Source organism: Herbaspirillum chlorophenolicum, from assembly GCF_001189955.1.
Lineage (GTDB): Bacteria > Pseudomonadota > Gammaproteobacteria > Burkholderiales > Burkholderiaceae_D > Herbaspirillum > Herbaspirillum chlorophenolicum.
Genome location: NZ_LFLT01000010.1, coordinates 80,995 through 104,866 on the forward strand (window position 1 = coordinate 80,995; position 23,872 = coordinate 104,866).

21 protein-coding genes and 1 tRNA gene are annotated in these 23,872 nt (G+C 61.6%); 7 read left to right on the forward strand and 15 right to left on the reverse strand.

What is annotated here, in order from left to right:
• Nucleotides 1-76 precede the first annotated feature (76 nt).
• Together AKL28_RS08860 and AKL28_RS08865 are read right to left on the reverse strand one after the other, a co-directional pair.
• Complete coding sequence (locus AKL28_RS08860) at nt 77-652, reverse strand: hypothetical protein (RefSeq protein ID WP_156226277.1); 576 nt, start codon at nt 650-652, stop codon at nt 77-79.
• A 34-nt stretch (nt 653-686) separates the two neighbouring features.
• Entirely contained in the window at nt 687-1,100 is a 414-nt protein-coding gene (locus AKL28_RS08865) for a hypothetical protein (protein WP_156226278.1), read from the reverse strand.
• A 569-nt stretch (nt 1,101-1,669) separates the two neighbouring features.
• On the opposite strand from AKL28_RS08865, the gene AKL28_RS08870 reads away from it, so the two are divergent.
• Both AKL28_RS08870 and AKL28_RS08875 read left to right on the forward strand, forming a co-directional pair.
• Nucleotides 1,670-2,263, forward strand: a complete 594-nt coding sequence (locus AKL28_RS08870; protein ID WP_050467761.1) for a nitroreductase family protein — start codon at nt 1,670-1,672, stop codon at nt 2,261-2,263.
• Between the two features lie 99 nt (nt 2,264-2,362).
• Nucleotides 2,363-2,439, forward strand: a tRNA-Asp gene (locus tag AKL28_RS08875).
• Nucleotides 2,440-2,678: 239 nt separating this feature from the next.
• Here AKL28_RS08875 and AKL28_RS08880 read toward each other — a convergent pair.
• Nucleotides 2,679-3,599: a LysR substrate-binding domain-containing protein gene (locus AKL28_RS08880; protein ID WP_050467762.1), complete on the reverse strand. Its 921-nt coding sequence runs from the start codon at nt 3,597-3,599 to the stop codon at nt 2,679-2,681.
• A 116-nt stretch (nt 3,600-3,715) separates the two neighbouring features.
• Between AKL28_RS08880 and AKL28_RS08885 the strand changes: the two genes are divergently transcribed.
• Nucleotides 3,716-4,528 carry a class II aldolase/adducin family protein gene (locus tag AKL28_RS08885; RefSeq protein ID WP_050467763.1) on the forward strand — a complete coding sequence of 271 codons (813 nt, stop codon included), beginning with the start codon at nt 3,716-3,718 and terminating at the stop codon, nt 4,526-4,528.
• Between the two features lie 59 nt (nt 4,529-4,587).
• On the opposite strand, the gene fusA is transcribed toward AKL28_RS08885, so the two are convergent.
• The gene (gene fusA, locus AKL28_RS08890; protein WP_050467764.1) at nt 4,588-6,693 is read right to left on the reverse strand and encodes an elongation factor G; all 2,106 of its coding nucleotides are present in this window, start codon (nt 6,691-6,693) and stop codon (nt 4,588-4,590) included.
• A 315-nt stretch (nt 6,694-7,008) separates the two neighbouring features.
• On the opposite strand from fusA, the gene AKL28_RS08895 reads away from it, so the two are divergent.
• Nucleotides 7,009-7,686, forward strand: a complete 678-nt coding sequence (locus AKL28_RS08895; RefSeq protein WP_050467765.1) for a TetR/AcrR family transcriptional regulator — start codon at nt 7,009-7,011, stop codon at nt 7,684-7,686.
• An 85-nt stretch (nt 7,687-7,771) separates the two neighbouring features.
• Here AKL28_RS08895 and AKL28_RS08900 read toward each other — a convergent pair whose 3' ends face one another.
• The 7 genes from AKL28_RS08900 to AKL28_RS08930 form a co-directional block, all read right to left on the reverse strand.
• The gene (locus AKL28_RS08900; RefSeq protein ID WP_050467766.1) at nt 7,772-8,698 is read right to left on the reverse strand and encodes a recombination-associated protein RdgC; all 927 of its coding nucleotides are present in this window, start codon (nt 8,696-8,698) and stop codon (nt 7,772-7,774) included.
• Between the two features lie 98 nt (nt 8,699-8,796).
• On the reverse strand, nt 8,797-9,951 hold the full coding sequence (locus AKL28_RS08905) for a Y-family DNA polymerase (RefSeq protein WP_050467767.1): 1,155 nt from the start codon (nt 9,949-9,951) through the stop codon (nt 8,797-8,799).
• 35 nt (nt 9,952-9,986) lie between these two features.
• Nucleotides 9,987-10,163, reverse strand: a complete 177-nt coding sequence (locus tag AKL28_RS08910) for a SlyX family protein (protein ID WP_402700285.1) — start codon at nt 10,161-10,163, stop codon at nt 9,987-9,989.
• Between the two features lie 29 nt (nt 10,164-10,192).
• Entirely contained in the window at nt 10,193-11,476 is a 1,284-nt protein-coding gene (locus AKL28_RS08915) for a TIGR03862 family flavoprotein (RefSeq protein WP_050467769.1), read from the reverse strand.
• 37 nt (nt 11,477-11,513) lie between these two features.
• On the reverse strand, nt 11,514-12,257 hold the full coding sequence (locus AKL28_RS08920; protein ID WP_050467770.1) for an amino acid ABC transporter permease: 744 nt from the start codon (nt 12,255-12,257) through the stop codon (nt 11,514-11,516).
• Nucleotides 12,258-12,328: 71 nt separating this feature from the next.
• Nucleotides 12,329-13,135, reverse strand: a complete 807-nt coding sequence (locus AKL28_RS08925; RefSeq protein WP_050467771.1) for a basic amino acid ABC transporter substrate-binding protein — start codon at nt 13,133-13,135, stop codon at nt 12,329-12,331.
• Between the two features lie 216 nt (nt 13,136-13,351).
• Nucleotides 13,352-15,424 carry a UvrD-helicase domain-containing protein gene (locus AKL28_RS08930; RefSeq protein WP_050467818.1) on the reverse strand — a complete coding sequence of 691 codons (2,073 nt, stop codon included), beginning with the start codon at nt 15,422-15,424 and terminating at the stop codon, nt 13,352-13,354.
• A gap of 117 nt (nt 15,425-15,541) precedes the next feature.
• On the opposite strand from AKL28_RS08930, the gene AKL28_RS08935 reads away from it, so the two are divergent.
• Nucleotides 15,542-16,012 (forward strand): SRPBCC family protein, encoded by a 471-nt coding sequence (locus AKL28_RS08935; RefSeq protein ID WP_050467772.1) that lies wholly within the window; start codon nt 15,542-15,544, stop codon nt 16,010-16,012.
• Nucleotides 16,013-16,093: 81 nt separating this feature from the next.
• On the opposite strand, the gene AKL28_RS08940 is transcribed toward AKL28_RS08935, so the two are convergent.
• A complete protein-coding gene (locus tag AKL28_RS08940) occupies nt 16,094-17,134 on the reverse strand; it encodes a YeiH family protein (protein WP_050467773.1) in 1,041 nt (346 codons plus the stop codon).
• 133 nt (nt 17,135-17,267) lie between these two features.
• On the opposite strand from AKL28_RS08940, the gene AKL28_RS08945 reads away from it, so the two are divergent.
• Entirely contained in the window at nt 17,268-18,170 is a 903-nt protein-coding gene (locus tag AKL28_RS08945) for a LysR family transcriptional regulator (protein WP_050467774.1), read from the forward strand.
• Nucleotides 18,171-18,191: 21 nt separating this feature from the next.
• On the opposite strand, the gene AKL28_RS08950 is transcribed toward AKL28_RS08945, so the two are convergent.
• On the reverse strand, nt 18,192-18,680 hold the full coding sequence (locus AKL28_RS08950) for an asparaginase domain-containing protein (protein ID WP_050467775.1): 489 nt from the start codon (nt 18,678-18,680) through the stop codon (nt 18,192-18,194).
• 86 nt (nt 18,681-18,766) lie between these two features.
• Entirely contained in the window at nt 18,767-21,364 is a 2,598-nt protein-coding gene (locus AKL28_RS08955; protein ID WP_050467776.1) for a chemotaxis protein CheW, read from the reverse strand.
• Between the two features lie 327 nt (nt 21,365-21,691).
• Here AKL28_RS08955 and AKL28_RS08960 point away from each other — a divergent pair, with 327 nt between their 5' ends.
• Nucleotides 21,692-22,456, forward strand: a complete 765-nt coding sequence (locus tag AKL28_RS08960; RefSeq protein ID WP_050467777.1) for a hypothetical protein — start codon at nt 21,692-21,694, stop codon at nt 22,454-22,456.
• On the opposite strand, the gene AKL28_RS08965 is transcribed toward AKL28_RS08960, so the two are convergent.
• Complete coding sequence (locus AKL28_RS08965) at nt 22,434-23,420, reverse strand: D-2-hydroxyacid dehydrogenase family protein (RefSeq protein ID WP_050467778.1); 987 nt, start codon at nt 23,418-23,420, stop codon at nt 22,434-22,436. The genes AKL28_RS08960 and AKL28_RS08965 overlap by 23 nt on opposite strands.
• Nucleotides 23,421-23,872 lie beyond the last annotated feature (452 nt).

A 23,872-nucleotide genomic window follows, 5' to 3' on the forward strand; every position in this document is an offset into this window, starting at 1 on the left:
GGACGGCTTATTGCTTGGATTTAGCAGCCGCCAAAAGTGCAGCTTTGGGCGGTCTGCTGGAAAGAATGGTTTAGCATCATTGCTCATCAATATCAGATAGAACAGTTGGATCGAGCAATATCGTGTGTTGCTTGGGGTTGCGTTCGCAAATAAATAGATCATCTCGCGGTCCATTCTTCGGGCCGACATTTCGAAGGTTCATTTTAGAGCTGCACCAAGGGCAGGTGGCCGTAAAGCTGTTGAGATACAGTCCGCCTTGAGTATCTGCCTCTAGGTAGTACTTCCGGAATAGGAATGGCTCAAATTTCCTTCGCTTTAAGGTCGCGGAAATAATAAACATAGTGATCGCTATGGCCAGCGAGAATAAAAACAAGGTTGACCATGAGGCGTACTTTGGTTGCGGAAAAGCCGAGAACAGGGTCAAATAAAGTCCAATTAGACTGGCTATCCCGGTGACGATGCCGAAAGCATTAAGGCTTCCGCTCTTGATGCTGCGCCCCCCAAGAGTTGGGTGGCGCGTAATGCTCATCTGTTCCTGGGTAAATGCCTGCTTTTCGCTTCCTCCGACATTTATGTTTGCTCCTCGAAAGTCGCCTACGCCGACATTCAGGCTGCCATCACCTTTCTGGGTGCCATGGTTATTATGAGACAAGAGTTACCCCCGATTTCTAATGCATAAATGAATGTTAGGCCTGCTCACTCTTTTCGAGGAGAGGGCCAAATCCGGCATCAATTAGTAAGGCACCGAGAAATATGCCAAATCCATAGACGGCGCCAGTGTTTGTACCTTCCCAACCTGCCAGCCAAATGAACAAACCAATGATGAGGATGAGGGAATAGAAAATGATGGTGATCCAGCGCCACCCAGGCTCTGGTTCAATTGCTTCTATTCCACCCTTACGGTATTCGCCTACTACGTACTTGAGAGTTGCATAGGAAATTGAGGCTACCATTCCGAGGAGTAGGCCCGCGATGAGTTTGTAGATAAAGGCAGGGAAATGTGATTGAACCCACTCCATTTGTGGGAAAAGCCCTGCCATAAGAAATAGGGCAACGACTGCGAGGATGACACGCTTTGAATGTGGATTTTTTGACGGCATAACAGTTTTCTTTCTTATGAGCCTGATGGTTATTCAACGGATTGCTCGGGCAGGCATGTGAATCGATAACCCCTTGCTTATTATGCTCATGCAATCGACAGCCCGGCAAGGAGTGGACTTCGGCCAGATCTATAATCAATGGCACCTTTCCACAAGCCATGAACCGACACGATTTTGCGTCGGTTCACCAGATTCCGTATTGAAGTGACGGACACCGTTCATGCTGACAAAGCACTGATGGACGTAACAAGAAGTTGCTATCCGTACGTAAATGCTTGATTAGTTGATAAAACTTCACGGCGAATGTTACAGCGTGTAAAAACGATAGTGGTGCAGGAGGGAGATGGATATTCTGAAGTTCCTCCCCCTCCAATTCATCACCCCTGAGAATTGGATTTAGCCCGCGAGCCGCAAGGTACGCGGGCTTTTTTACGTCCCTATGCATCCCCCTGGATGGTGGACACGCTTCACGCGCTCCGTTTTCATTGGGGCACTGAAGAGCTCGCCTGCAGGAATGATCCGCCGCTGCTAAGATGCATTTTTTTCACGACCCATCCACAGGAGTCCGCATGTCTTCCAATCCACGTCTCGCCGATTACCCCATCGATCCGCATTTCATCAACCGCTGGTCGCCGCGCGCCTACACTGGCGCCGACATTTCGGAAGAAACCGTGCGGACCTTCCTGGAAGCGGCACGCTGGGCGCCCTCGGCCTACAATGCGCAACCCTGGCGCTTCGTTTATGCCCGCCGCGGCACGCCTGCATGGGAGAGCCTGCTGGGCCTGCTCAACGAATTCAACCGTAGCTGGGCCGAGAAGGCATCGGTGCTGATCGTGATCCTGTCGCGTACCGTGATGGTTCCGCCGGGCGCCACCGAAGCGGTGCCGGCCAGCACCCATTCCTTCGATACCGGCGCGGCCTGGGGCTACATGGCCCTGCAAGCCAGCATCTCCGGTTGGCATGCGCACGGCATGGCCGGTTTCGACAAGGAGAAGGCGCGGGTGGAACTGAACGTGCCGCCTGAATACGCGGTGGAAGCCGCCGTCGCCATCGGGAAGCTGGGTGACAAATCCATCCTGCCGGAAGGCCTGCAAGCCCGCGAATTGCCCAGCCCGCGTGAACCGCTCTCCAAGCTGGCGTTTGAGGGCAAGTTCAAGGCGTAAATAATTTTGGCGAAAGCGCGACAAAACGCTGGATTTTCTGAAAAGCCTCTTATAGAATAGCGGTCTTTCAGCGAGAACCAACAGCTGAAGACGGTTTTAGGAGTGGTAGTTCAGTTGGTTAGAATACCGGCCTGTCACGCCGGGGGTCGCGGGTTCGAGCCCCGTCCGCTCCGCCAGATAAAAACGCCCGCGTAAGCGGGCGTTTTTACGTTTACGCCTTGATTCGCGTAGCGAATCTTCCGGATTGGAAGCGGAGTGGGGCAAGCCGCTTACGCGGCTTGCGGCGGGGCGAGAAGGGAATCGCTTGCAAGCGATTCCGCGGCCTGCAGCATGTAGGAGAGCCCCGTCCGCTTCGCCAGATAAAAGGGTCTGCTCATTGAGCAGGCCCTTTTTGTTTTTGTCGTCCGGATTCTGCTCATATCGGAAGCAACATCGGCAAATCGTCCGTCCCATCTGCCGCCCGTGCAATCCACTCCCGGAAAGCCTTGATTCCCTTGGCTCCCGCATCTCCCCGCCGATAGCACAGGAAGTGCATCTCCCGTCGAATCGTCTCGAACTTGCCACCCCCGGCCACCACCAGTTCTCCACGCGCCAGTTCGGCCTCGGCGAAGCGTGCCGTCTCCAGCGCCACGCCCAATCCATCCACCGCGGCGGCCACTGCCAGCGAACCGCGGTCGAAGGAGGGATGGTCGCGCGGCGGCAGGCGAATGCCGTGCAGGTCGAACCAATCCTTCCAGCGCACGGGATTGAGTTTGGATTCGATCAGCGTCAACTGCAGCAGGTCGGACGCTTGCTGCACCGGGTGGCGCTCCAGCAGGTGCGGCGAGCATAGGGGAAGCGTGGTTTCATCGCCCAGCGCTTCCACCGTTACGCCTTCCCGATGCGGGGGCGGGCCATAGGTGATGTCGATGTCGGCGCCGCCATCGCGCGCCAGGTCGGCTGGTTCGGCGCTGGAAGACATTTGCAGGGTGATGTCGGGATGCGCCTGCATGAACTGCGCCAGCCGCGGGCTGAGCCATTTGCTGGCGAAGCTGGGGGCGCAATGCACCGCCAGTACGCTGCGGCCATCGCCCGGGCGAAAGGCCGCGCAGGCATCTTCGATGGCATCGAAGGCCGGGGATAGCTTGTTCTGCAGCAGCTGGCCTTCCATGGTCAGCGTCACGCGCCGCGTCTGGCGGATGAACAGGGCTTTGCCGCACCATTGTTCCAGTGCGCGCACCTGGTGGCTGATGGCGGAAGTGGTCAGGTGCAGTTCTTCGGCTGCCAGCGTGAAACTGCCCAGGCGGGCGGCAGCCTCGAAGGCGCGCAGCGAAAAGAAGGATGGGAGCTTGCGCATCGGCAATGAAGGTATGGTTGAGCCTGATTCAACAATCGGTGAAAACACGTCTTTTGTCAACGCCGGCGGCAACTGCCACCATAGGCCTTCACAACCAGAACATCTGAGGAGACCCCATGCTCGACAGCGTCAAACGCACCTCTGTCTACCAGCCCGAGCAGCTGGGACTGAAATTTCCCGACATTCCCGATTTCAAGAGCCATGAAGAACAGCGCCTGCATCTGAAGAAGCGATTGGTCGCCGCCTGCCGCGCCTTCGCGCAGCAGGGCTTCGATTATGGCTTTGCCGGCCACCTGACCATCCGCGACCCGGAGCATCCGCACTTGTATTGGACCAATCCGATGGCCGTGCATTTCGCGCAGGTGCGCTTGTCCAACCTGATCCTGGTCGATCACGAGGGCCGTGTGGTGGAGGGCGACTATGCGGTCAATCGCGCCGGCTTCGTGCTGCATGCCGCCGTGCACGAGGCCCATCCTGAGATTGTGGCGATGTGCCATGCCCATACCGAATACGGCACCGCGTTTTCAGCGCTGGGCCAGCCGCTGCTGCCGATCAGCCAGGATGCCGCGGCTTTCTATGAAGACCACGTGGTGATCGGCGACGAGGCAGGCCAGGTGGCGGTCGAGGTCAAGGCCGGGCATCGCGTGGCGAACGCGTTTGCCGGCGTGAAGGCGGCGATCCACCAGAACCACGGCTTGCTCACCGCCAGCCGCCACAGCATCGAATCGGCAGCGTTCTGGTTCATCGCGCTGGAGCGCTGCTGCAAGCAGCAACTGCTGATTTCCGCCAGCGGCCAGACACCCAGGCTGGTGCCGCCGGAGAAGGCGCGCTATAGCCGCGAACACGTCGGCAGCGACTACATCGGCTGGCTGCATTTCCAGCCCATCTACGAGCATCTGGTGGCGACGCAGCCGGACATGTTCACCTGACGCTACGAAAAAAAACCGATGCATCGCAAGATGCACCGGTTTTGGCGTGCCGAAGAAGATCAGCCCTTGGCCTTGCTGCCGCTCAATTGGTCCACCACCTGGCGCGGCGCCTCCGCGTAGTGCTTGAACTCCATCGAGTAGGTCGCGCGGCCCTGGGTCAGCGAGCGCAGCGTGGTCGAGTAGCCGAACATTTCCGACAGCGGCACCTCGGCGCGCACCAGCTTGCCGCCGCCCACCATGTCTTCCATGCCCTGCACCATGCCGCGGCGGGACGACAGGTCGCCCATCACGTTGCCCATGAACTCCTCGGGCGTTTCCACCTCGACTTGCATCATCGGCTCCAGCAGGATCGGCCCGGCGCGCTTCATCGCTTCCTTGAAGGCGATCGAGCCGGCCATGCGGAAGGCGTTCTCGTTGGAATCGACATCGTGGTAGGAACCGAAGGTCAGCGTGGCCTTCACGTCCACCACCGGGTAACCCGCCAGCACGCCGGCCTTCAGCGACTCCTGGATACCCTTGTCGACCGCCGGGATGAATTCGCGCGGCACCACGCCGCCCTTGATCGCATCGACGAACTCATACCCCTTGCCGGGCGGCTGCGGTTCCAGCTTCAGCACCACGTGGCCGTACTGGCCGCGCCCGCCCGATTGCTTGACGAACTTGCCTTCGACGTCATCCACTGCCTTGCGGATCGCTTCGCGGTAGGCCACCTGCGGCTTGCCGACGGTGGCCTCCACGCTGAACTCGCGCCGCATGCGGTCGACCAGGATCTCCAGGTGCAGCTCGCCCATGCCTGACATGATGGTCTGGCCCGATTCCTCGTCGGTATGCACGCGGAACGACGGGTCCTCCTGCGCCAGGCGGTTCAGGGCGATGCCCATCTTTTCCTGGTCGGCCTTGGTCTTCGGTTCCACCGCTTGCGAGATCACCGGTTCCGGGAACACCATGCGCTCCAGGATGATCGGGTGCTCCGGATCCGACAGCGTATCGCCGGTGGTCACGTCCTTCAGGCCGACCGCGGCGGCGATATCGCCGGCGAACACTTCCTTGATCTCCTTGCGTTCGTTGGCGTGCATCTGCAGGATGCGGCCCAGGCGTTCCTTCCTGCCCTTGAGCGGGTTGTACACGGTGTCGCCCGAATTGATGATGCCCGAGTAGACGCGGAAGAAGGTCAACTGGCCCACGAACGGGTCGGTCATGATCTTGAAGGCCAGTGCCGAGAACGGCTCATCGTCGGACGGATGGCGTTCGATTTCCGAGTCGTCTTCGGCATGGCCGGCGATCGCCGGCACATCGATAGGCGAGGGTAGGTAGTCGATCACCGCGTCCAGCATGGCCTGCACACCCTTGTTCTTGAAGGCGCTGCCGGCCAGCATCGGCACGATCTCGTTGGCCACGGTGCGCAGGCGCAGGCCGTGCTTGATGTCATCCTCGGAGAGCGGCGTGCCGGAGAGGTATTTCTCCAGCAATTCCTCGCTGGCCTCGGCGGCCTGTTCGACCATGTTGTCGCGCCACTGGCGTGCGCTGTCCTCCAGCTCGGCCGGAATGTCCTCGTACTTGAACAGCACGCCCTGGCTGGCTTCGTCCCAGATGATCGCCTTCATCTTGACCAGGTCGACCACGCCGGAGAAATGGTCTTCGGCGCCGACCGGGATCTGGATGGGAACGGCCTTGCCCTTCAGGCGTTCCTCGATCTGCCGCTGCACGCGGAAAAAGTCCGCTCCGACGCGGTCCATCTTGTTGACGAAGGCGATGCGCGGCACCTTGTACTTGTTGGCCTGGCGCCAGACGGTCTCGGACTGCGGCTGCACGCCGCCTACCGCGTCGTACACCATCACGGCGCCGTCCAGCACGCGCATCGAGCGTTCGACTTCAATGGTGAAGTCGACGTGGCCCGGGGTGTCGATGATGTTGATGCGGTGCTCGGGATAATTGCCGGCCATGCCTTTCCAGAAGGCAGTGGTAGCGGCCGAGGTGATGGTGATGCCGCGTTCCTGTTCCTGCTCCATCCAGTCCATGGTGGCAGCACCGTTATGCACTTCGCCGATCTTGTGGTTGACGCCGGTATAAAAAAGGATGCGCTCGGTGGTCGTGGTCTTGCCCGCGTCGATGTGGGCGCTGATACCGATGTTGCGGTAGTTTTCTATTCGGGTCTTGCGGCTCATGGCATATCCTTTCAGTGGGTGCCGTCATTCCTCAGTCTGTTGCGTGGATGGTGATGAAATGATTTTTAGTTGATTGCAAGGGCGCCTTTTTGCTTCGGTCCGGCGCCCGTCTTGTTGGCGGCAGGACAAGAGTTGTGCTCCTATGCCGCCATTCCCGCCACATTTCTGTAACGAGGATTAGATAATAAGAACCTGCGGGAGTTTCTTCAAGAGCAATTCCCGATATTTTTGTAATGCAGATTAAAATAAACTACACTGCGCACTGCGGGAGCTACCGCAACAGAAACAAGGCAACCAGGCAATAAAGGAACACCGATGATACGAACACGCGGCCGCCCCCGCAGTTTTGACCGCGAGCAGGCGCTGCAGCAGGCCATGCAGGTCTTTTGGAGCAAGGGTTACGAAGGCACCACCATGGCTGACCTGACCGAGGCGATCGGCGTCAAGGCCCCCAGCCTGTACGCGGCTTTCGGTGACAAGAACGCATTGTTCCGCGAGGCGGTGGATTTTTATTCGCGCACCGTCAGCGCCGGACCTTTGCGTGAATTGCAGGCCGGCAACGGCATTTATGAAGACCTGTACGCGATGCTGCGCGCCAGCGTGCAGATGTATTCAGGCAAGAGCAGCGTATCTGGATTGCCGGCGGGCAGGGGATGCCTGGTGGTGATCTCGGCGATCAACTGTGCTCCCGAGAACGCAGAACACAGTGACGCGCTTTCGCAACGCCGCCACAAGCGCCGCAACGAAATCCGCGCGCGTCTCCAGCAGGCACAGCGCGATGGCGAGATCCGCGCCGATGCCGACGTCACGGCGCTGGGCGACTTCTACACCAGTTTTTTGAACGGGATGGCGCTGGGCGCGCGCGACGGCGTGTCCAACGCGCGGCTGGCGGCTACCTTGCGGCATGCGATGCTGCCGTTGGAGAGCGTGCTGGCGGAACGCAAGGGCGAGGCCGTAGCGGTTCGGCGCAAGGCGGCGAAACGGGTAGCCTGAGGGCGTGTCGTTCAGCGCGGACCAAAGAAAAAGGGAGCAATCATTGCTCCCTTTTTCATTCGACGGATGGCGATATGCCCACAGCTTATGCTGCCTGCGCCATCGTCCCGTCGTTTTCCTTCAACTGGCCGCCCAGCGCTTCCACCAGCGACGCCAGCAGCTTGGACAGCTCGCCGGTCATCAGCATGAAATCGCCGTCGAAGCGTTCATCTTCGTTCTTGCCGGTGAAGTCGGCATCTTCCTTGAGCACGTCCAGCGGCGCGATGCGCTTGACCGAGAGGTTCTCGGTCAGCACGAAGGACACCTTGTCGGCCCAGGTCAGCGCCAGGCGCGTGCATTGCTTGCCGGATTCGATGTGGCGGCGCACGTCTTCCGGTTCCAGCGTGTGGCGCACATAGCGCACGGTAGCCTTGCTTTCCGCGGTGGAACGCAGCTCGGTATCCTGGTCCACGGTGAAGCCATTGGGCGCCTCGTCGCTGGCCAGCCAGTCGGTCATGGCGGCGCCGGGCGACATCGCGGTGCGCAAGGTTTCCAGCGGGAACTTGGGGATGGCCTTGAACAGCAGCTTCAACACTTCCTCGGCCTTGCCGGGGCTGCCGGCATCGACCAGCAGCCAGCCGTTGACCGGGTCGATCCAGACCCAGGTGCTGCGCACGATGGAAAAAGCGCGCGGCAACAGCTCGTCGGTGACCTGTTCCTTCAATTCCTTGGTCTGCTTGCGGCCCGGCGGAAAGCCTTGCTGTTCTTCCAGCTCGGCCGCGCGCGCCTTGGTGACCTGGTTGATCACGGTCGAGGGCAGCAGTTTCTTTTCGGTGGAGAGTTGCAACAGCAACTGGCGGTTCACGACGTGCACCAGCTTCTCGTTGTTGCGGGGCGAGACCCAACCCTGGCTCTGCATTTCGATGCTGGAGCAAGCGGTGAATGCCTGTGGGGCGAGATGGGATTCGAGCTCGTCGGCGGTGATCGCCCATGGTGCGGGCAGGCGATAAATCTGGAGGTTCTTAAACCACATAACGTTCCGGGCAAAAGCAGCCATTTTACACGTCTGGCCCAGGCCAAGCGATGTCGGATTGTCCACGTTGCATGATTAAATCGCGATGCGGAGGTGCTTCAGGAGAAGGGGAGTTCGCCTTGCGCTGCACGTGGTTCTGCAGCCAACTCGTCCTTGCGCGACAAGGTGCCCACGCGCACGCCCAGGAGGCGCAGTTTCTTTTCCAGCGGAACGCGGCGCAGGCATTCGCCGGCGGCCTGGCGGATCGCGGCGGCATCGCCGGTCGGTTCCGGCAGCGTGACGTCGCGCGTGACGCCATGGAAGTCCGCGTACTTGAGCTTGATGCCGATGGTGCGTCCGACATAGCCTTTGCGTTTCAAGTCATCGGCCAGGCGCACGCATAGCGCGGTGAAGATCTCCGATAATTGGACGCGGTCGGCGCGCACATGCAGGTCGCGTTCGAAGGTGGTCTCGCGGCTGATCGATTTGGGTTCGGAATAGGTCTGCACCGGCCGCTCGTCGATACCCTGCGCGACGCGCCCCAGCCATTCCGAGTAGCTGCGGCCGAAGTGCGCACGCAGCAGTTCGGGCTGCGCCTGGGCCAGGTCGGCCACGGTCTCGATGCCGAGCGCAGCCAGTTTCTCGGCGGCCTTGGGGCCGATGCCATTGATCTTGCGCGCGGCCAGCGGCCAGATGCGGCGTTCGATGTCGTCGCGGGTGAGGATGGTGAGTCCATCGGGTTTATCCAGTTCGGACGAGATCTTGGCCAGCATCTTGTTCGGGGCCACGCCGATGGAGCAGGTCAGCGAAGTGGCGGCATGCACTGCCTGCTTGATGCGGCGAGCGACCTCTTCCGCTTCGTCATGCCAGGCCGACAGGTCGACGTAGATCTCGTCGATACCGCGGTCCTCGATCTGCGGCGCGATGCCGGCCACTGCCTCCTTGAACAGGCGCGAATACTTGCGGTAGGCCTCGAAGTCGGTCGGCAGCAGGATGGCGTCCGGCGCCAGTTGTGCCGCCTTCATGATGCCCATGGCGGAGAATACGCCCAGTGCGCGCGCCTCGTAGGTGGAGGTGGTGACTACGCCGCGTCCGGCGTAGTCGCGCATGCGGAAATATTGCCGGCTGCCGTCGGGCAGTTCGACCGGCCTGGTGGCCGCACCGCCGCCGATCACCACCGGCTGGCCGCGCAGCTCGGGATAGCGCAGCAGCTCCACCGAGGCATAGAAGGCATCCATGTCGATGTGGGCGATGCGGCGGCGATCGGATTGCATGGCGGGGGGAAGGGCGGCAGGACGCCGCCCGCGGATCAGTAGTGGGGCGGCTTCTCGTTGGCCGCGGCGCGATCCTGGCTGGTGTCGGCCAGCTCCTTGAAGCGCTTGGCCAGCGCACCCAGCAGCATTTCCAGTTCGTCTATCTTCTTTTGCTGGTGATAAACGGCCTGGTTGAGCTCGTCGACCAGGTGCTCCTGGTGCGCCAGCTTCATTTCAATATCGATGATGCGTTCTTCGCTGCTCACGTCAGTGGCTCCTCTTGCTGCTCTCGGGTGGACAGCCAGTGTAATACACCGGCGCCGACGGCGTGGCCGGTGGCGAAGCAGGCGGTCAGCAGGTAGCCGCCGGTGGGCGCTTCCCAGTCCAGCATCTCGCCGGCGCAGAATACGCCGGGCAGGGCGCGCAGCATCAATGCGTCGTCCAGTGCTTCAAAGCTGACGCCGCCTGCGCTGCTGATGGCTTCTTCGATCGGGCGCGGACGCGTCGGCGCCAGCGGCAGCGCCTTGATGGCGCGCGCCAGTTTGGCGGTGTCGGCGAAGTCTTCCTTGCTGACAAGTTCGCGCAGCAAGCCGGCCTTGACGCCTTTCAGATGCAAACGGCTTTGCAGGTGGCTGGACATGGAGCGCGCGCCGCGTGGGTGGGCCAGTTCGGCCTGTACCTTTTCCAGCGTCCAGTCGGGCAACAGGTCGAGGTACAGGTGCGCCTGCCCGTCGGCGGCGATGGCGTCGCGCAGGCTGGCCGACAAGGCGTAGACCAGGCTGCCTTCGATGCCGTCGGCGGTGACGATGAACTCGCCGCGGCGGTTGTGCATGCCGCCGCTGGGCAGGGCCACGCTGGCCACCACCGGCTTGACCGGCTCGCCGGCGAAGCGTTCGCGGAAATGTTCGCTCCAGGCCAGGTCGAAGCCGCAATTGGAGGGCTGCAGCGGCGCTACTTCGACTTGCTTTTGCTGCAGTAGCGGCGCCCAGGCGCCATCCGAACCCAGGTGCGGCCAGCTGCCGCCGCCCAGGGCCAGCACCACGGCATCGGCTTGTGCGCTGATCTCGCCTCCGGGCGCCGACAGGCGCAGCGAACCGTCTTCGTTCCAGCCCAGCCAGCGGTGCCGCATGTGGAAGCGTACGCCCGATTCGCGCAGCCGATGCAGCCATGCGCGCAGCAGCGGCGCTGCCTTCATTTCAAGCGGGAACACGCGGCCGGAGCTGCCGATGAAGGTGTCGATACCGAGCGCGTGGATCCAGGCGCGCAGGCGGTCCGAGTCGAAGCGGCGGATGAAGGGCGCCAGTTGTTCGCGGCGGTTGCCGTAGCGCGGCAGGAAGTCCGGCTGCGGTTCGGAATGCGTGATGTTCATGCCGCCGACGCCTGCCAGCAGGAACTTGCGGCCGGCCGAAGGCATGGCGTCGTAGATGTCGACATCTATGTCTGCGCCTTGCTGCGCCAGCACTTCGGCCGCCATCAGGCCGGCCGGGCCGGCGCCGATCACGGCTACGCGCGCGCGGCCGGAAGAGGGGGGAGATAAATTGTGCATGCTTGTTTGGGGCGCGCTGGCCGCGCCGGTTGGCCGGTCAGCGGCGGTGGGGGGCGCTGTACTTGTGTTCCAGGCGGGCGACCACCAGCGCCAGGCAAATGGTCATGGCGAAGTAGATCACGGAAATGGTGATATAGGGTTCCCAATAGCGCGCATAGGTGCCGGCCACGGTACGGGCGGCATAGGCCAGCTCGGCCAGGCCGATGGCCGAGACCAGCGAGGAATCCTTGAGCAGGGTGATGGCTTCGTTGCCCAGCGGCGGCAGCATGCGGCGGAACGCCTGCGGCAGCACCACGTAGCGCATGGTCAGCCCGTAGTTCATGCCCAGGCTGGCGGCGGCGTAGGACTGGCCGCGTTCGATGGACTGGATGCCGGCGCGGAAGATTTCGGAGATATAGGCGCCGGCATTGAGCGAGAGCGCCACCGTGCCCGACAGGAAGGCGCCGTAGTCCTGCTTGATCACGCGCGCCAGGTCCCCGGAAATGATCAGTCCGTGTTCCTGGTGCACCAGCACCGGCATCACCGCGAAGTGGATCAGCATGATCTGCACGAACAGCGGAGTGCCGCGGAAGAAGGCGACGTAGAAACCGGCGATCCAGCGACCCAGCTTCAGCGGCCACTTCCAGCCGCCGTGGCGGACTTCCGACAGGCGCAGCATGCCCACCATGAGGCCGATCAGGGTGCCGATCACGATACTGATCAGCGACACCTGCAGCGTCATCAGGACGCCCTTGGCGAACAGTGGCGCGTAGCCTTGGATGATGCTCCAGCGGAAATCCATGTCGGACTCGATTGGTGGGTCAGAAAAACACGACGGCGGCATGCCGCCGCCGTCGCCGGGTCATGCCTTGCTTACTTGCCGAAATACTGGGTGCTGATGGCGGCGAAGCTGCCATCGGCCTTCATCTCGGCCAGGGCCTTGTTGACCTTGGCCAGCAGTTCCGGGTCATCGCGGCGTACGGCGATGCCATAGTCTTCCTTCGGGAAGGTGGGATCGTTGACGGTGCGCAGCTTGCTGTTGGGGTTGTTGGCGATGTAGTTCTTCACCACCGGCTCGTCGGCCACGACCGCATCGACGCCGCCGCTTTCCAGTTCCTTCAACGCCAGCGGGGTCGATTCGAAGCGCTTGATCTTGGCGCTGTTCTTGCCCAGCACCTGCTGTACCAGCTCGTCGCCGGAGGTGCCGCTCTGGGTGCCTACGGTCAGCGTTTTCAGGTCGTCCATCTTGGTGACCTTGGTGTCATTGGCCAGGACGGCGATGGCCTGGGTCGCCACGAAGTAAGGCTCGGAAAAATTGACCGACTTCTTGCGCTCGTCGGTGATGGTGATGGCCGAGATCAGCAGGTCGAGGTCGCCCTGGGCCAGGGAGTTGAAGATGCTTTCGAACGGGGTCGGCACGAACTTCACTTCGATGCCGATCTTCTTGGCCAGTACCTTCATCACGTCGATGTCGAAGCCGACCACGGTCTTCTGCTCGTTTTCCGATGAGAACGGCGCATAGGCCGATTCCACGCCGACCAGGTAGACGCGCGGCTGGGCCGACGCTTGCGGCGCGGCGGCCTTGTCTTCTTGCTTGCCGCAAGCGGCCAGTCCCAGCATGCCGATGAAGCCGGCGGTCAGCGCCAGCGCGCGTGCACGGCGGAAAAACATGTTGTTCATCTTCAAAACCTTATTCGAATGTCGGTATGTGCCGGGCGTTATCTTTTTGCCAAAAGGAAACGTCCGGATTTTTTTGCAGGCGAGATTGTAAACCGCGACAGCACCCGCGATGGGCAATTACAGGCAAAAAGCATCGATCCTTGCCCTGAAAGCCACGTTTTTCCGGTTCTGCGCGCGTAAATGTTGTGTGTCGGGAAACCCTTGTGCAAAGCACGCTCAGATCGGGTCCGGCGTGGGCCGCGGTTTGGCCAGCAATGCTTTGAGGTTGGCCAGGCGCGCCTGCGGTGTGATTTTTTCCGATTCCTGGGGTACTGCTTCGCCTTCGTCCAGACGCATCTCCTTCACGAAACGCGAGATCTGGCACTCGATGATTTCCTTGGCGCGCTTGCGGCGTTTGCACCAGGACAGGTGCAGCGAGCGTTGCGCGCGCGTGATGCCCACGTACATCAGGCGGCGTTCTTCCTCCACCCGTGCGGCGGCTTCCTCGGGCGGGGTGTCGGGGTCGCCCTTGTGCGGCAGGATGCCTTCTTCCACGCCGACCAGGAACACGTGCGGAAACTCCAGGCCCTTGGAGGCGTGCAGGGTGGACATGCGCACCGCGTCCTGTTCCTCGTCCTTGCCTTCAAGCATGCTCATCAGCGCTACCATTTGCGTGATTTCGAGCAGGTTCTTTTCCTCGCCGTCGCGGTCGCGTCCGCCGCAGGCGCGTTCCTTGAGCCAGTTGGTGAAGTCCAGCACGTTCTGCCACCTGGCCTGGGCGGCGCGCTCTTCGAAGGAGTCGTAGAGGTAGAACTCATAGTTGATGGCCTCCATCATGTCGTCCAGCACCTTGGCGGCATTCTCGCCGCTGCCGGAGGGGCCGGGCCGGGTGGCGCGCGGCTCCATCGCATTGATGAAGTCGCAGAACTTGCGCAGCGGCAGCAACTGGCGGTCGGTCAGCTTGTCTTCCAGGCCGCCCTTGTAGACCGCTTCGAACAGCGAGCATTGCCATTGGCCGGCCAGCGTGCCCAGCACTTCCAGCGTGGCTTGGCCGACGCCGCGGCGCGGCGTGGTGACTGCGCGGATGAAGGCCGGGTCGTCGTCCTGGTTGGCGATCAGGCGCAGGTAGGCAATGATGTCCTTGATCTCGGCGCGGTCGAAGTAGCTCTGGCCGCCCGACATCACGTAGGGAATGCGTTCGCGCCGCAGCGCCTTTTCGAAGATGCGCGCCTGGTGGTTGCCGCGGTACAGGATGGCGTAATCGGAAAACTTGGCGTGGCGCTCGAAGCGATGCGCCGACAGCGAGATCGCCACCTGGTCGGCCTCGGCTTCCTCGTCGTCCATGGCCATGACGCTGATCGGGTCGCCCAGGCCGTGTTCGGACCACAGGGTCTTGTCGAACAGCTTGGGGTTGTTGGAGATGACCGAGTTGGCCGCCTGCAGGATGCGCGTGCTGGAGCGGTAATTTTGCTCCAGCTTGATCAGGTGAAGATTGGGGAAATCCACGCCCAGCAGCTTCAGGTTCTCGATGGTGGCGCCGCGCCAGGCATAGATGGCCTGGTCGTCGTCGCCCACGGCGGTAAACATCGGTTTCTTGCCGACGCCGGTGACCATCAGCTTCACCAGTTCGTACTGGCAGGTGTTGGTGTCCTGGTATTCGTCGATGAGCAGGTAGCGCAGCTTGCGCTGCCAGCGGTCGCGCACTTGTTCGTTGGCCTGGAACAGTTCCACCGGCAGGCGGATCAGGTCGTCGAAGTCGACCGCCTGGTAGGCCTTGAGCGTGGCGACGTAGCTGCGGAAGATGCGCGCTGCCTGTGCCTCGTCTTCGGTGCGCGCGTTTTTCAGTGCGATCTCGGGATCGACCAGGCCGTTCTTCCACAGCGAGATGCTGTTCTGGATGCCGCGGATGATGGCCTTGTCGGTGGTGACTGCCAGTTCTTGCACCAGGGCAAAACAATCATCGCTGTCCATGATTGAAAAGCGGTCCTTCAACCCCAGATGCTGGGACTCCTGCCGCAGTATCTTCACGCCCAGCGAGTGGAAGGTCGAGACCGTCAGGTGCTTGGCCTGCTTGGGATCCTTGAGCAGCTTGGCGATGCGTTCCTGCATTTCCAGCGCGGCCTTGTTGGTGAAGGTCAGCGCTGCGATGTTTTTGGATTCGTAGCCGCAGTTCTCGATCAAGTGGGCGATCTTCTGCGTGATCACGCGCGTCTTGCCCGACCCGGCGCCGGCCAGCACCAGGCAGGGCCCGGTCATGTAGTGGACAGCTTCGCTTTGAGGCTTGTTCAGGCCGAAGGAGGGGGCGGACATACGGATCGTGGTGGGCGGGGTGGTGGCAGGAGAACGCGCCATTGTATCAGTCGCGATGTTTGCGCCCGATGTGGGACAATGCCGCAAACCGGTAAACGGAAAATTATTAGCAGAGCCATGAAATTCAACCATCTCATCCAGATCAACGATCCGCTCAACCCGCTGATCGATCCCCTGATGCGCGAGCAGTTGTGGCGCGGGCTGGTCATGCGCGCCGAGGCGCCCAAGCTGTTCATGCCGCACCTGGACGATTGCCGCCTGACCGACAAGAGCATGGACAACGTGCGCCGCGAGCTGCGCTATGGCGACCTGGTGATCCATGACCGCGTGACCTACCTGCCGCAGATCCAGGTGCTCTATGAAGTGCCGGCCCAGGGCGACATCCCGCCTTCACGCATGAGCATGACCATCGAAGAGCCGCAGGCCGGCTTGTTGTTCGTGCGTTTTGAATACGACGACGGCCATCCCGAGGACGAAGACGGCGCCGAAGCCTTCTATAACCAATTCCGCCGTTCGGCCTATGAAGCGGCCGATATCGACACCATTCGCATCATTCGCGAACTGACGCTGCGTGGCGCCTTGCACTGAGGCGAGGTTTCATGCCGGCAGCGGCAGACAAAAAAAGCGCGGGCCGGAAAATGGCCCGCGCTTTTTCATTTGGCTTGCGGTTCAGGCCAGCAGGCGGCCCAGCGCACCATTGACCAGCGCGCCTCCGATCACCAGCCAGGCGAACAATATGGCGCCCAGGATCATCGGCTTCATCCCCGCATTGCGGATCGCCGACAGGTGGGTGGTCAGGCCCAGTGCGGCCATTGCCATCGCCAGGAGCAGCGTATCGGCCTGCAGCACCAGCTGGGCCACGGCAGCGGGCAGCGGCATGACCGAGTTGAACACCACCACGCCGATGAAGGCGAATGCGAACCAGGGGATGGACAGCTTGCCGCGTTGGCCGGAAGAAGACGGGCCGGCCTTCATCGACAGCATCAGCAGGAACGGCGCCAGCATCATCACCCGGACCATCTTGGTGATGACCGCGGTGTCGGCGGTGTGCTGGTCGATCGAGCGGGCGGCGGCCAGCACTTGCGCCACTTCATGCACGGTGGAGCCGATGTAGATGCCGAAGTCGGGCAAGCGTGCGCCCCATGCCGGTTCGCTCTGCAGGGTGTAGAGCAGCGGATAGAGGAAGATCGCCAGCGAACCGAAGATGACCACGGTCGATACCGCCACCGTCACCTGTTCGCTGCGGGCGCGCAGCACCGGCTCGGTCGCCATCACCGCAGCCGCGCCGCAGATCGAACTGCCGGCGCCGATCAGCAAGGCCGCGTCGCGGTCCAGCTTCAGCAGTTTCACACCCGCCAGCCAGGCCAGGCCGAAGGTGGACAGCAGCATGGCGGCGTTGATTGCTACGCCGGCCAGGCCGACATGGGAGATGTCCTGCAGCGTCAGGCGGAAACCGTAGAGGATGATGCCGGCGCGCAGCAGGGTTTGCTTGGAAAAGCGCACGCCATCGCCGCAAGGCGCTGCGATGCGCGGGTAAAGGGTGTTGCCCAGCACGATCCCCAGCACGATGGCGACAGTCAGCGCCGAAAAGCCATGCTCTTGCAGCCAGGCGACATCGCCCAGGTGCATGGCGGCCCAGGCCACGGCGGCCGACAGGGCGAGGCCGGGCAGGACCGGCGGGAGGGTTTGGAGATGGCTTGCGGTACGCATTTCGCTCTCTGCCTGGATGTTTTTGATGATGGGTGGACTTTACGCTCCGGCGATATAAAAGAAAAACGCGTTATTTTGTTAATATCAACCTGTTTATCTGGTTAATTCAAGGCCAACCGCAATCGGTGCAATCATGAAAATTACCCTGAGGCAGCTGCAAATTTTCCTGGCGGTGGCGCAGTCCGGCTCCACCACGGCCGCGGCCGAGCTGGTTGCGCTGTCGCAGTCGGCCGCCAGTGCTTCGCTCAATGAATTGGAGAGCCTGCTCGGAGTGCAACTGTTCGACCGCGTCGGCAAGCGCCTGGTATTGAACGACAGCGGCCGGCTGTTGTTGCCTCAGGCGCGCCACATGCTGGATGCGGCGCACACCATCGAGCGCCAGTTCGCCGATCCGGCTTCCGGCAGCGAACTGCACATCGGCGCATCCACCACCATCGGCAGCTACATGCTGCCGGCCATGATCGCGGCCTACCGCAAGCTCCACGCCGGAGCGCGCGTGCGTGCGCTGGTGGCCAATACGGCGGACATCGTCGACGCGGTGGTCAATTTCGACGTCGATGCGGGGCTGATCGAAGGGCCGTGCCACGCCAGCGATGTCAGCGTGGAGCCCTGGATGACTGACGAGCTGATCGTGGTGGCCGCGCCGCATCATCCCATCGTCGCCGGCGGCCGCAAGATCAGTTTCAAGATGCTGCGCGAGGCCGACTGGCTGTTGCGCGAAGCGGGTTCCGGCACGCGTGAAGCGGTCGAGCATGCATTGATTCCCTACCTGCACTACCTGCCTTCCTCATTCGAGTTCGGCAATTCGGAAGCGATCAAGCGCGCCACTGCCGAAGGCCTGGGCATCAGTTGCCTGTCGCGCGCGGTGGTGGAGGACCTGATCGAATCGGGGAAGCTGGTGGAATTGGCGACGCCGTTGCCGATCTTGCGCCGGCATTTCTACATGGTGGTCAGCAGCCACCGGGCGCCGTCGCCCAGCCTGGCGGCATTGCTGGAATTCTGCCGCGAGTGGGCGCGCATGCATGGGAGCGCCTGAACGGCGCACCGTTCATTTGGTTCATTGGGTTTGTTCGAACACGCCGGCGCTGCGGTTCTTCGCCACCTTGTCCCAGGCGAAGACCTGGCCGTTCATGGCGACATAGACGCCGGGCTGCAGCACCTGGGCCACGCCGCAGGCAAAGCCGAAGTTGAAGAGTGCGTCGGAGTTGGCTATTTCGTAGGGAATCATGGCGCCGGTCAGCACGATGGCCTTGTCCAGTTGCGCCTGGCCCAATACTTGGGCAGTCAGTTGCATGGTGTCGGTGCCGTGCACGATGACGATGGCGCGTTGGGACGAATCGCGGCAACTGGCGAGGATGCGCTGGCGATCCGCGTCCTGCATTTCCAGCGAGTCCAGCAGCGGCAATTCTTCCAGGGCCACTTCGGCGGTGATGCGCGCGCGGGAAATAACTTGCGGCAGGTGGCTGGCGCCGAAATCGAGCTGTCCTGCGATCTCGTCGTAATGCTTGTCGAAGGTACCGCCGGTGGCGATGATGCGTAGGCTCATGGTTGTCCTGTCAGAAGTAAAAAAGGCGCCGCCCGTTATCTTACACGGACGGCGCCTTCGCTCCCCCTCCCGAGACTTGTCGCGGCTTATGCCGCCATGAGTTGCCTTTCCCCCGGCATGGCCTGAGTAGATGCATCCAGTTCCTGTGCCGGCGGCGGCAGCGGAATGGTGCCGTCGATCACGTAGGCGAACAGCCGTTCGACCTCGATGGCCTGGATCAGCAGCTTGCCGCCATTGGCCTTGATCACCTGCGATACCAGCATGGAGTCGCCCTGCATGGCCAGCGGCGTGTGGGTGATTTGCGCCGGGCTGAACTGCGGTACGGCATGCAACTCGTCGACCAGCAAGCCGATGGTGTGCGCACCGTGGCGCACGATCATCACCTGGCTGCTGCTGGTCACCGCCGAGCGTGTGCCGCGGATCAGGTGGCCGAGGTCGAATACCCAGACGAATTCCTTGTGCTGGTCGTCGTGGTTCAGGCCGAGCACGCCGACCTGCTCGGTGCGGTTGCCCATCGAGGTCGGCAGTACGGAGGAGAACGGCACGGCTTCCATCACGTTGGCCGCCGAGATGGCGAACAGGCTGTTGTCGGAAAAGAAGGTGGCGTATTCCAGGTCTTCCGACGACGTGGCACCGCTCTCCAGCAGGAATTCGCTGGACGCGCTTTGCTGGCTGCCTTGGTTGGTCGCGCCAAAGCATTGGAACACCACCGAGATCACGTCTTCCTTGTAGCCGTCGCTGACCTTGAATTCGCGATAACCGTTGGAGGCGCTGCACGCCACGATGGCGTATTGGCCGTCATGCGAGGTGACGCCGGAGCTGCATTCGCCATTGGCCAGCTGCAGCATGGCGAGATCGATGTCCAGCGTGCTGCCTACCGGGCGGCTATCGTCGGTGCTGGAGAGGATGCGCCCGCTGCGGTTGACGTAGAACGCGCTCATCTTTTCCTTGCCGGCCAGCCCTGCGCGCAGCATGTTGTGGAACTCCGGCGCGGAGTCGAACACGATGCCGATGCCGCCCACCACTTCGTCATCATTGTCCAGTGCCCGCACGGCCGCATGGTAGATGTAAGTGTCCTGCCCTCCGTACAAGGCGCTGGGGCCGAAGGCGCTGACATGGTAGTGCTGCTGGTTGCGCAGCGAGGCCACCTGCGCCAGCGTGGCTTCATCGATGCTGCTGCCGACCACGCTATCGAGATCGTCGCCGGTGCTGGCGATGATGCGGCCGTTGCGGTCATAGATGAACAGGCGGGTGTAGACCGTGTACAGCCCGTTGATGTAGGCGAGGATCTCGGCCAGCCTGGCGGTGGTGGCTTCGTCGATTGCCGGCTGCGCCAGCGCCGCGCGCAGCTCCGGCGTGAGCGCCCACCAGCGGCAGTCGTCCGAGCGTTCGTAGAGGTTGCGGTCGAGCAGGTCGACCAGCAGGCTGGTCGTGAACTCCGCATCGCGCATGCTGGACGACAGCACGGTCTGGTACAGGTCGTGGATCGACTGCGCGAACAGCTCGTTGCTGCGGTTGCCGGTTTCGCTGATCTGGTCGAGGATGGTCTTGAGCTTGAGCATTTCGCCGCGCTGGCCGGCGGTCATCACCTGGCCGTTCCAGACGATGCGCTGGATGGTCTTGGCTGCGGTCATGATGTCGTACAACGGCGGGCAGAACGAATGCGCGTGCGACAGCAGGCCCTCCGCCAGCTCCGGCGACAGGCGCGAGAGCACGTCGCTGACGATGCCGGAAAAGGCGACTTCGACCGGAATCATGACTTGCCCCTGCCAGCCCACCGGTCCCGGATAGCCCTGGTAGCCTTCGGAGGCGAAGGTACGCACCAGGTATTCGCGGCCGCAAAACATCATCAGGCGCGCCTGGCCGGTGGTGTTGACGGGTACTTCGGTGCCGGGTGGAATCCATAATGCGTCGGCGCTTGAAATCACGCGGTTGTCGCCGTCCAGCAGCAGCATGTTGGCGCGCGCTTCCGGATCGCGGTGTGCGCAGAAGATGCCGGCCATCTCTTCTTCAAAATGGAAACACAGGCATAGCACGCCGATCACCGCACCAGTTTGGGGATGGTGCATGCGGCGCGAATAGATTAATGCACGATCTTTGGACGGGCGCAGGTCGGTCGCGCGGAAGGTCTCGACGTAGGTTTCGGATTCCAGCGTCTGCTGGATCAAGGGATCGGCAGTGTGCTCCAGCGGTGTGGCCGGGTCGATCTGCACCAGTACGTTGCCGTCCGTGTCGGTCAGGATGATTTCGTCGTATACCGTGTATTTGTTGCGGTACTCGCGCAGGCGATAGCGTGCGGCCTCGGCCGAATCGGTGATGCCGGCGACGAAATTGCACAGCTCGCGATCGGTGGCCAGGAAGCCGACGTCGGCGGTGCGCTCAAACAGGTTGCGTACCACGATGTCGATCACGTATTGCGCCTTGGTGCCGATTTCGGCCAGTACGTTGCGTACTTTTTCTTCCACCAGGCTGCTCACCAGTTCGCGTTCCAGCCGGGAAAATCCCGAGCGGGTGGCGGCCATGGTGGGGAGGATGGTCTTGGCTTCCGTGGGGCAGTTCATCTTGGCCGAGGCTTCGATGACGCGCCACATCAGGTTCAGTTCCTGGAGCGACTGTTCGCATTTGGCGACGTCGCGCATGTAAGGCAAAAACGTTTCCGTCTGTATGGCCGTGGCATTTGGCATGGTTGTCGAGCCCCTCTGGTAGCGCCGCAAGACCAACGAACCGCGATGTTGGATCTTCCGACATCTGTTGTTTGTTTTTTTGTGTTGTGCACAGGAGGATCTGCAAATTGCGTGCCAATGCGCCCGCAGTGCCAACCGGTAACGGTTCACGGGATTTGTCTTGTACGTGGAGAATTATTTATATCGTTCTTCAGCGTTATTGCCTTGCGGCATGTGTGAAGAGGCGTCACGTGTGCGGCAGGATTTTCGATGTCAACTTGTCACTTGAACGAGGCGCTGATGTAGTGGGGAAACCCATCAGGAAATGAGCCTTATAATGAAACTGATATGAAACCACTGGCGCCCGGCACCGTCATCTTTCATCGCCATCGCGGTTATGGCGTGATCGTGTCCGTCAATTTGCTGACGGGCTGGATTTCTGCGCGCTTTGGCAGCGAGGTGCGTACGCTCGATCTCAACCTGTCGTCCGACGAGGTCCAGCATGCGGACGGCGCACCGATCCTGTTTCGCCGCGCTCCGCCGGATCGCATGCCGCATGCGCGGCTGATGGCAATGGTGCGCGAGTTGCACCGTACCGGTTATCAGCGGCTCTATCTGTACAGCTGGCCCAAGCCTTCCGGGCTGCATTGGCGCTGGCACTTGTTTACCGGACCGAGGCAATGGATAGAGCGGCCTTGGCGCGAAGGCTGGTACGGCTCGGGGGCCGACTACAATTTCAATCCGGTGATGGGGTGGGGCGATACGCCCAGCGCAACGCCGGAAGACTTGGCGCACCTGCTGGCGCAGTTCGACCCGCAAGGCCTGGCGCAAGCGCTGGGCAATGACGAAGAACACAGCAACTGGTTCGAGATGGTATGCGCCACGCTGCTGCCCGATTATGCGTTCAGCCTGGGCTGGCATGACAACGGCAACATACCGGAGCACTTGCCGGTCATCCCGATCCGCCGCAACGTGCCTGAATATGCCGGGCCGCCGCTGCCGTGGCCGCCTGACTGGCGGCATATATGGCGGACATCGGGCAAGTCGCCGCTGCTGCGGTACGACCCGCCCGTGCGTACTACTTACCGCATTACCCCAGAGCCTCAGGATTGAGTACGTTCTTGGGTGTGCCTGCGGCATAGTCCAGGATGTTCTGGAAGGCCGCGCGGAAGTACAGCTCGTAGCCATCCTTTTCCACGTAGCCCAGGTGGGGCGCCGCCACCACGTTATCCATCTTCAGTAACGGCGAGTCCACCGGCAGCGGTTCCTGTTCATACACATCGAGTGCGGCCAGGCCGGGGTGGCCCTGGTTCAATGCGGCTTCCAGCGCGTTTGCCTCGACCAGCTCGGCGCGGCTGGTGTTGACGAAGCAGGCGGTCGGTTTCATCAGCGCCAGGTCGGCCGCCTTGACGGCGCCGCGCGTGGCATCGTTCAGGCGCAGGTGCAGCGACAGCACATCGGCCTGGCTGAAAAATTCTTCCTTGCTGGCCGCGATGCCGTATCCATCCTTTTCGGCCTGTTCGCGGCTGGCATCGCGCCCCCAGATCACCACCTTCATGCCGAAGGCGCGGCCGTAGCCGGCCACCATGCGGCCGATCTTGCCGTAGCCCCAGATGCCCAGCGTGCGGCCTTTCAAGGCACTGCCGATCGTATTGTGGTGAGGCGTGGCCGACACCTGCTGCCAGGCGCCGGCGCGCAAGGCGAGGCAATATTGCGGCACGCGGCGCATGGCGGCCATGATCAGCGCCCATGTCAGTTCGGCCGGTGCGGTGGGGTCGCCCACGCCTTCAACGATGGCGATGCCGCGTTCGGTGGCCGCAGCCACATCGACATGGCCGCTGACCTTGCCGGTTTGCGAAATCAGTTTCAGCAGCGGCAGTTTCTCCAGCAGCATCTTGTTCAGCGAAGTGCGTTCACGGATCAGCACCAGCGCATCGAAGGGCGCCAGCCGCGCCGCCAGTTGCCCCGTGCCGCGTACGCTGTTGTTGAATACCTTGACGTCGTGGCCGTCGAGCATGCGGAAGCAATCGAGGTGGCGAACGGCGTCCTGGTAGTCGTCGAGGATGGCAATTTTCATGAGGGTCTCCGTGGCTTTGCCTTTTGAACCTGCCCCATCGCAGAAATGGCGGATGAGGCGCACTGGCAACATCATAAAGGGATTGCCGGATTTCGGCAGACCCTTGAGGCCGGCGCAGGCATCCTTTGGTCGGTTTGTCCGTAGAGAGATTTTTCACAGGCATACGCATTGTTCAATGATGGCAGTGTGTTCGTGAAAATGAGATTTACTCGCATATTTTTTGAGAATCAGCAGCGATGGGCCGCATTGAGTCCGGGCCAATGGCGCCAAGGCCGGCGTCGCTGGCTTTGGCGTTGTGAAGTAGTGGGCGGAGTACAGGCATTTGCGGAATGGCGAGCAGTAATTCGATGGTTCGTTATGTTCTGGCCGCGAAAACCCGGGATGCGGGGCTGGATGAAAATTTTTGTTGATTTTTTCAGTGAGATATTCTCCGTGTGAATGACTAATTCCCC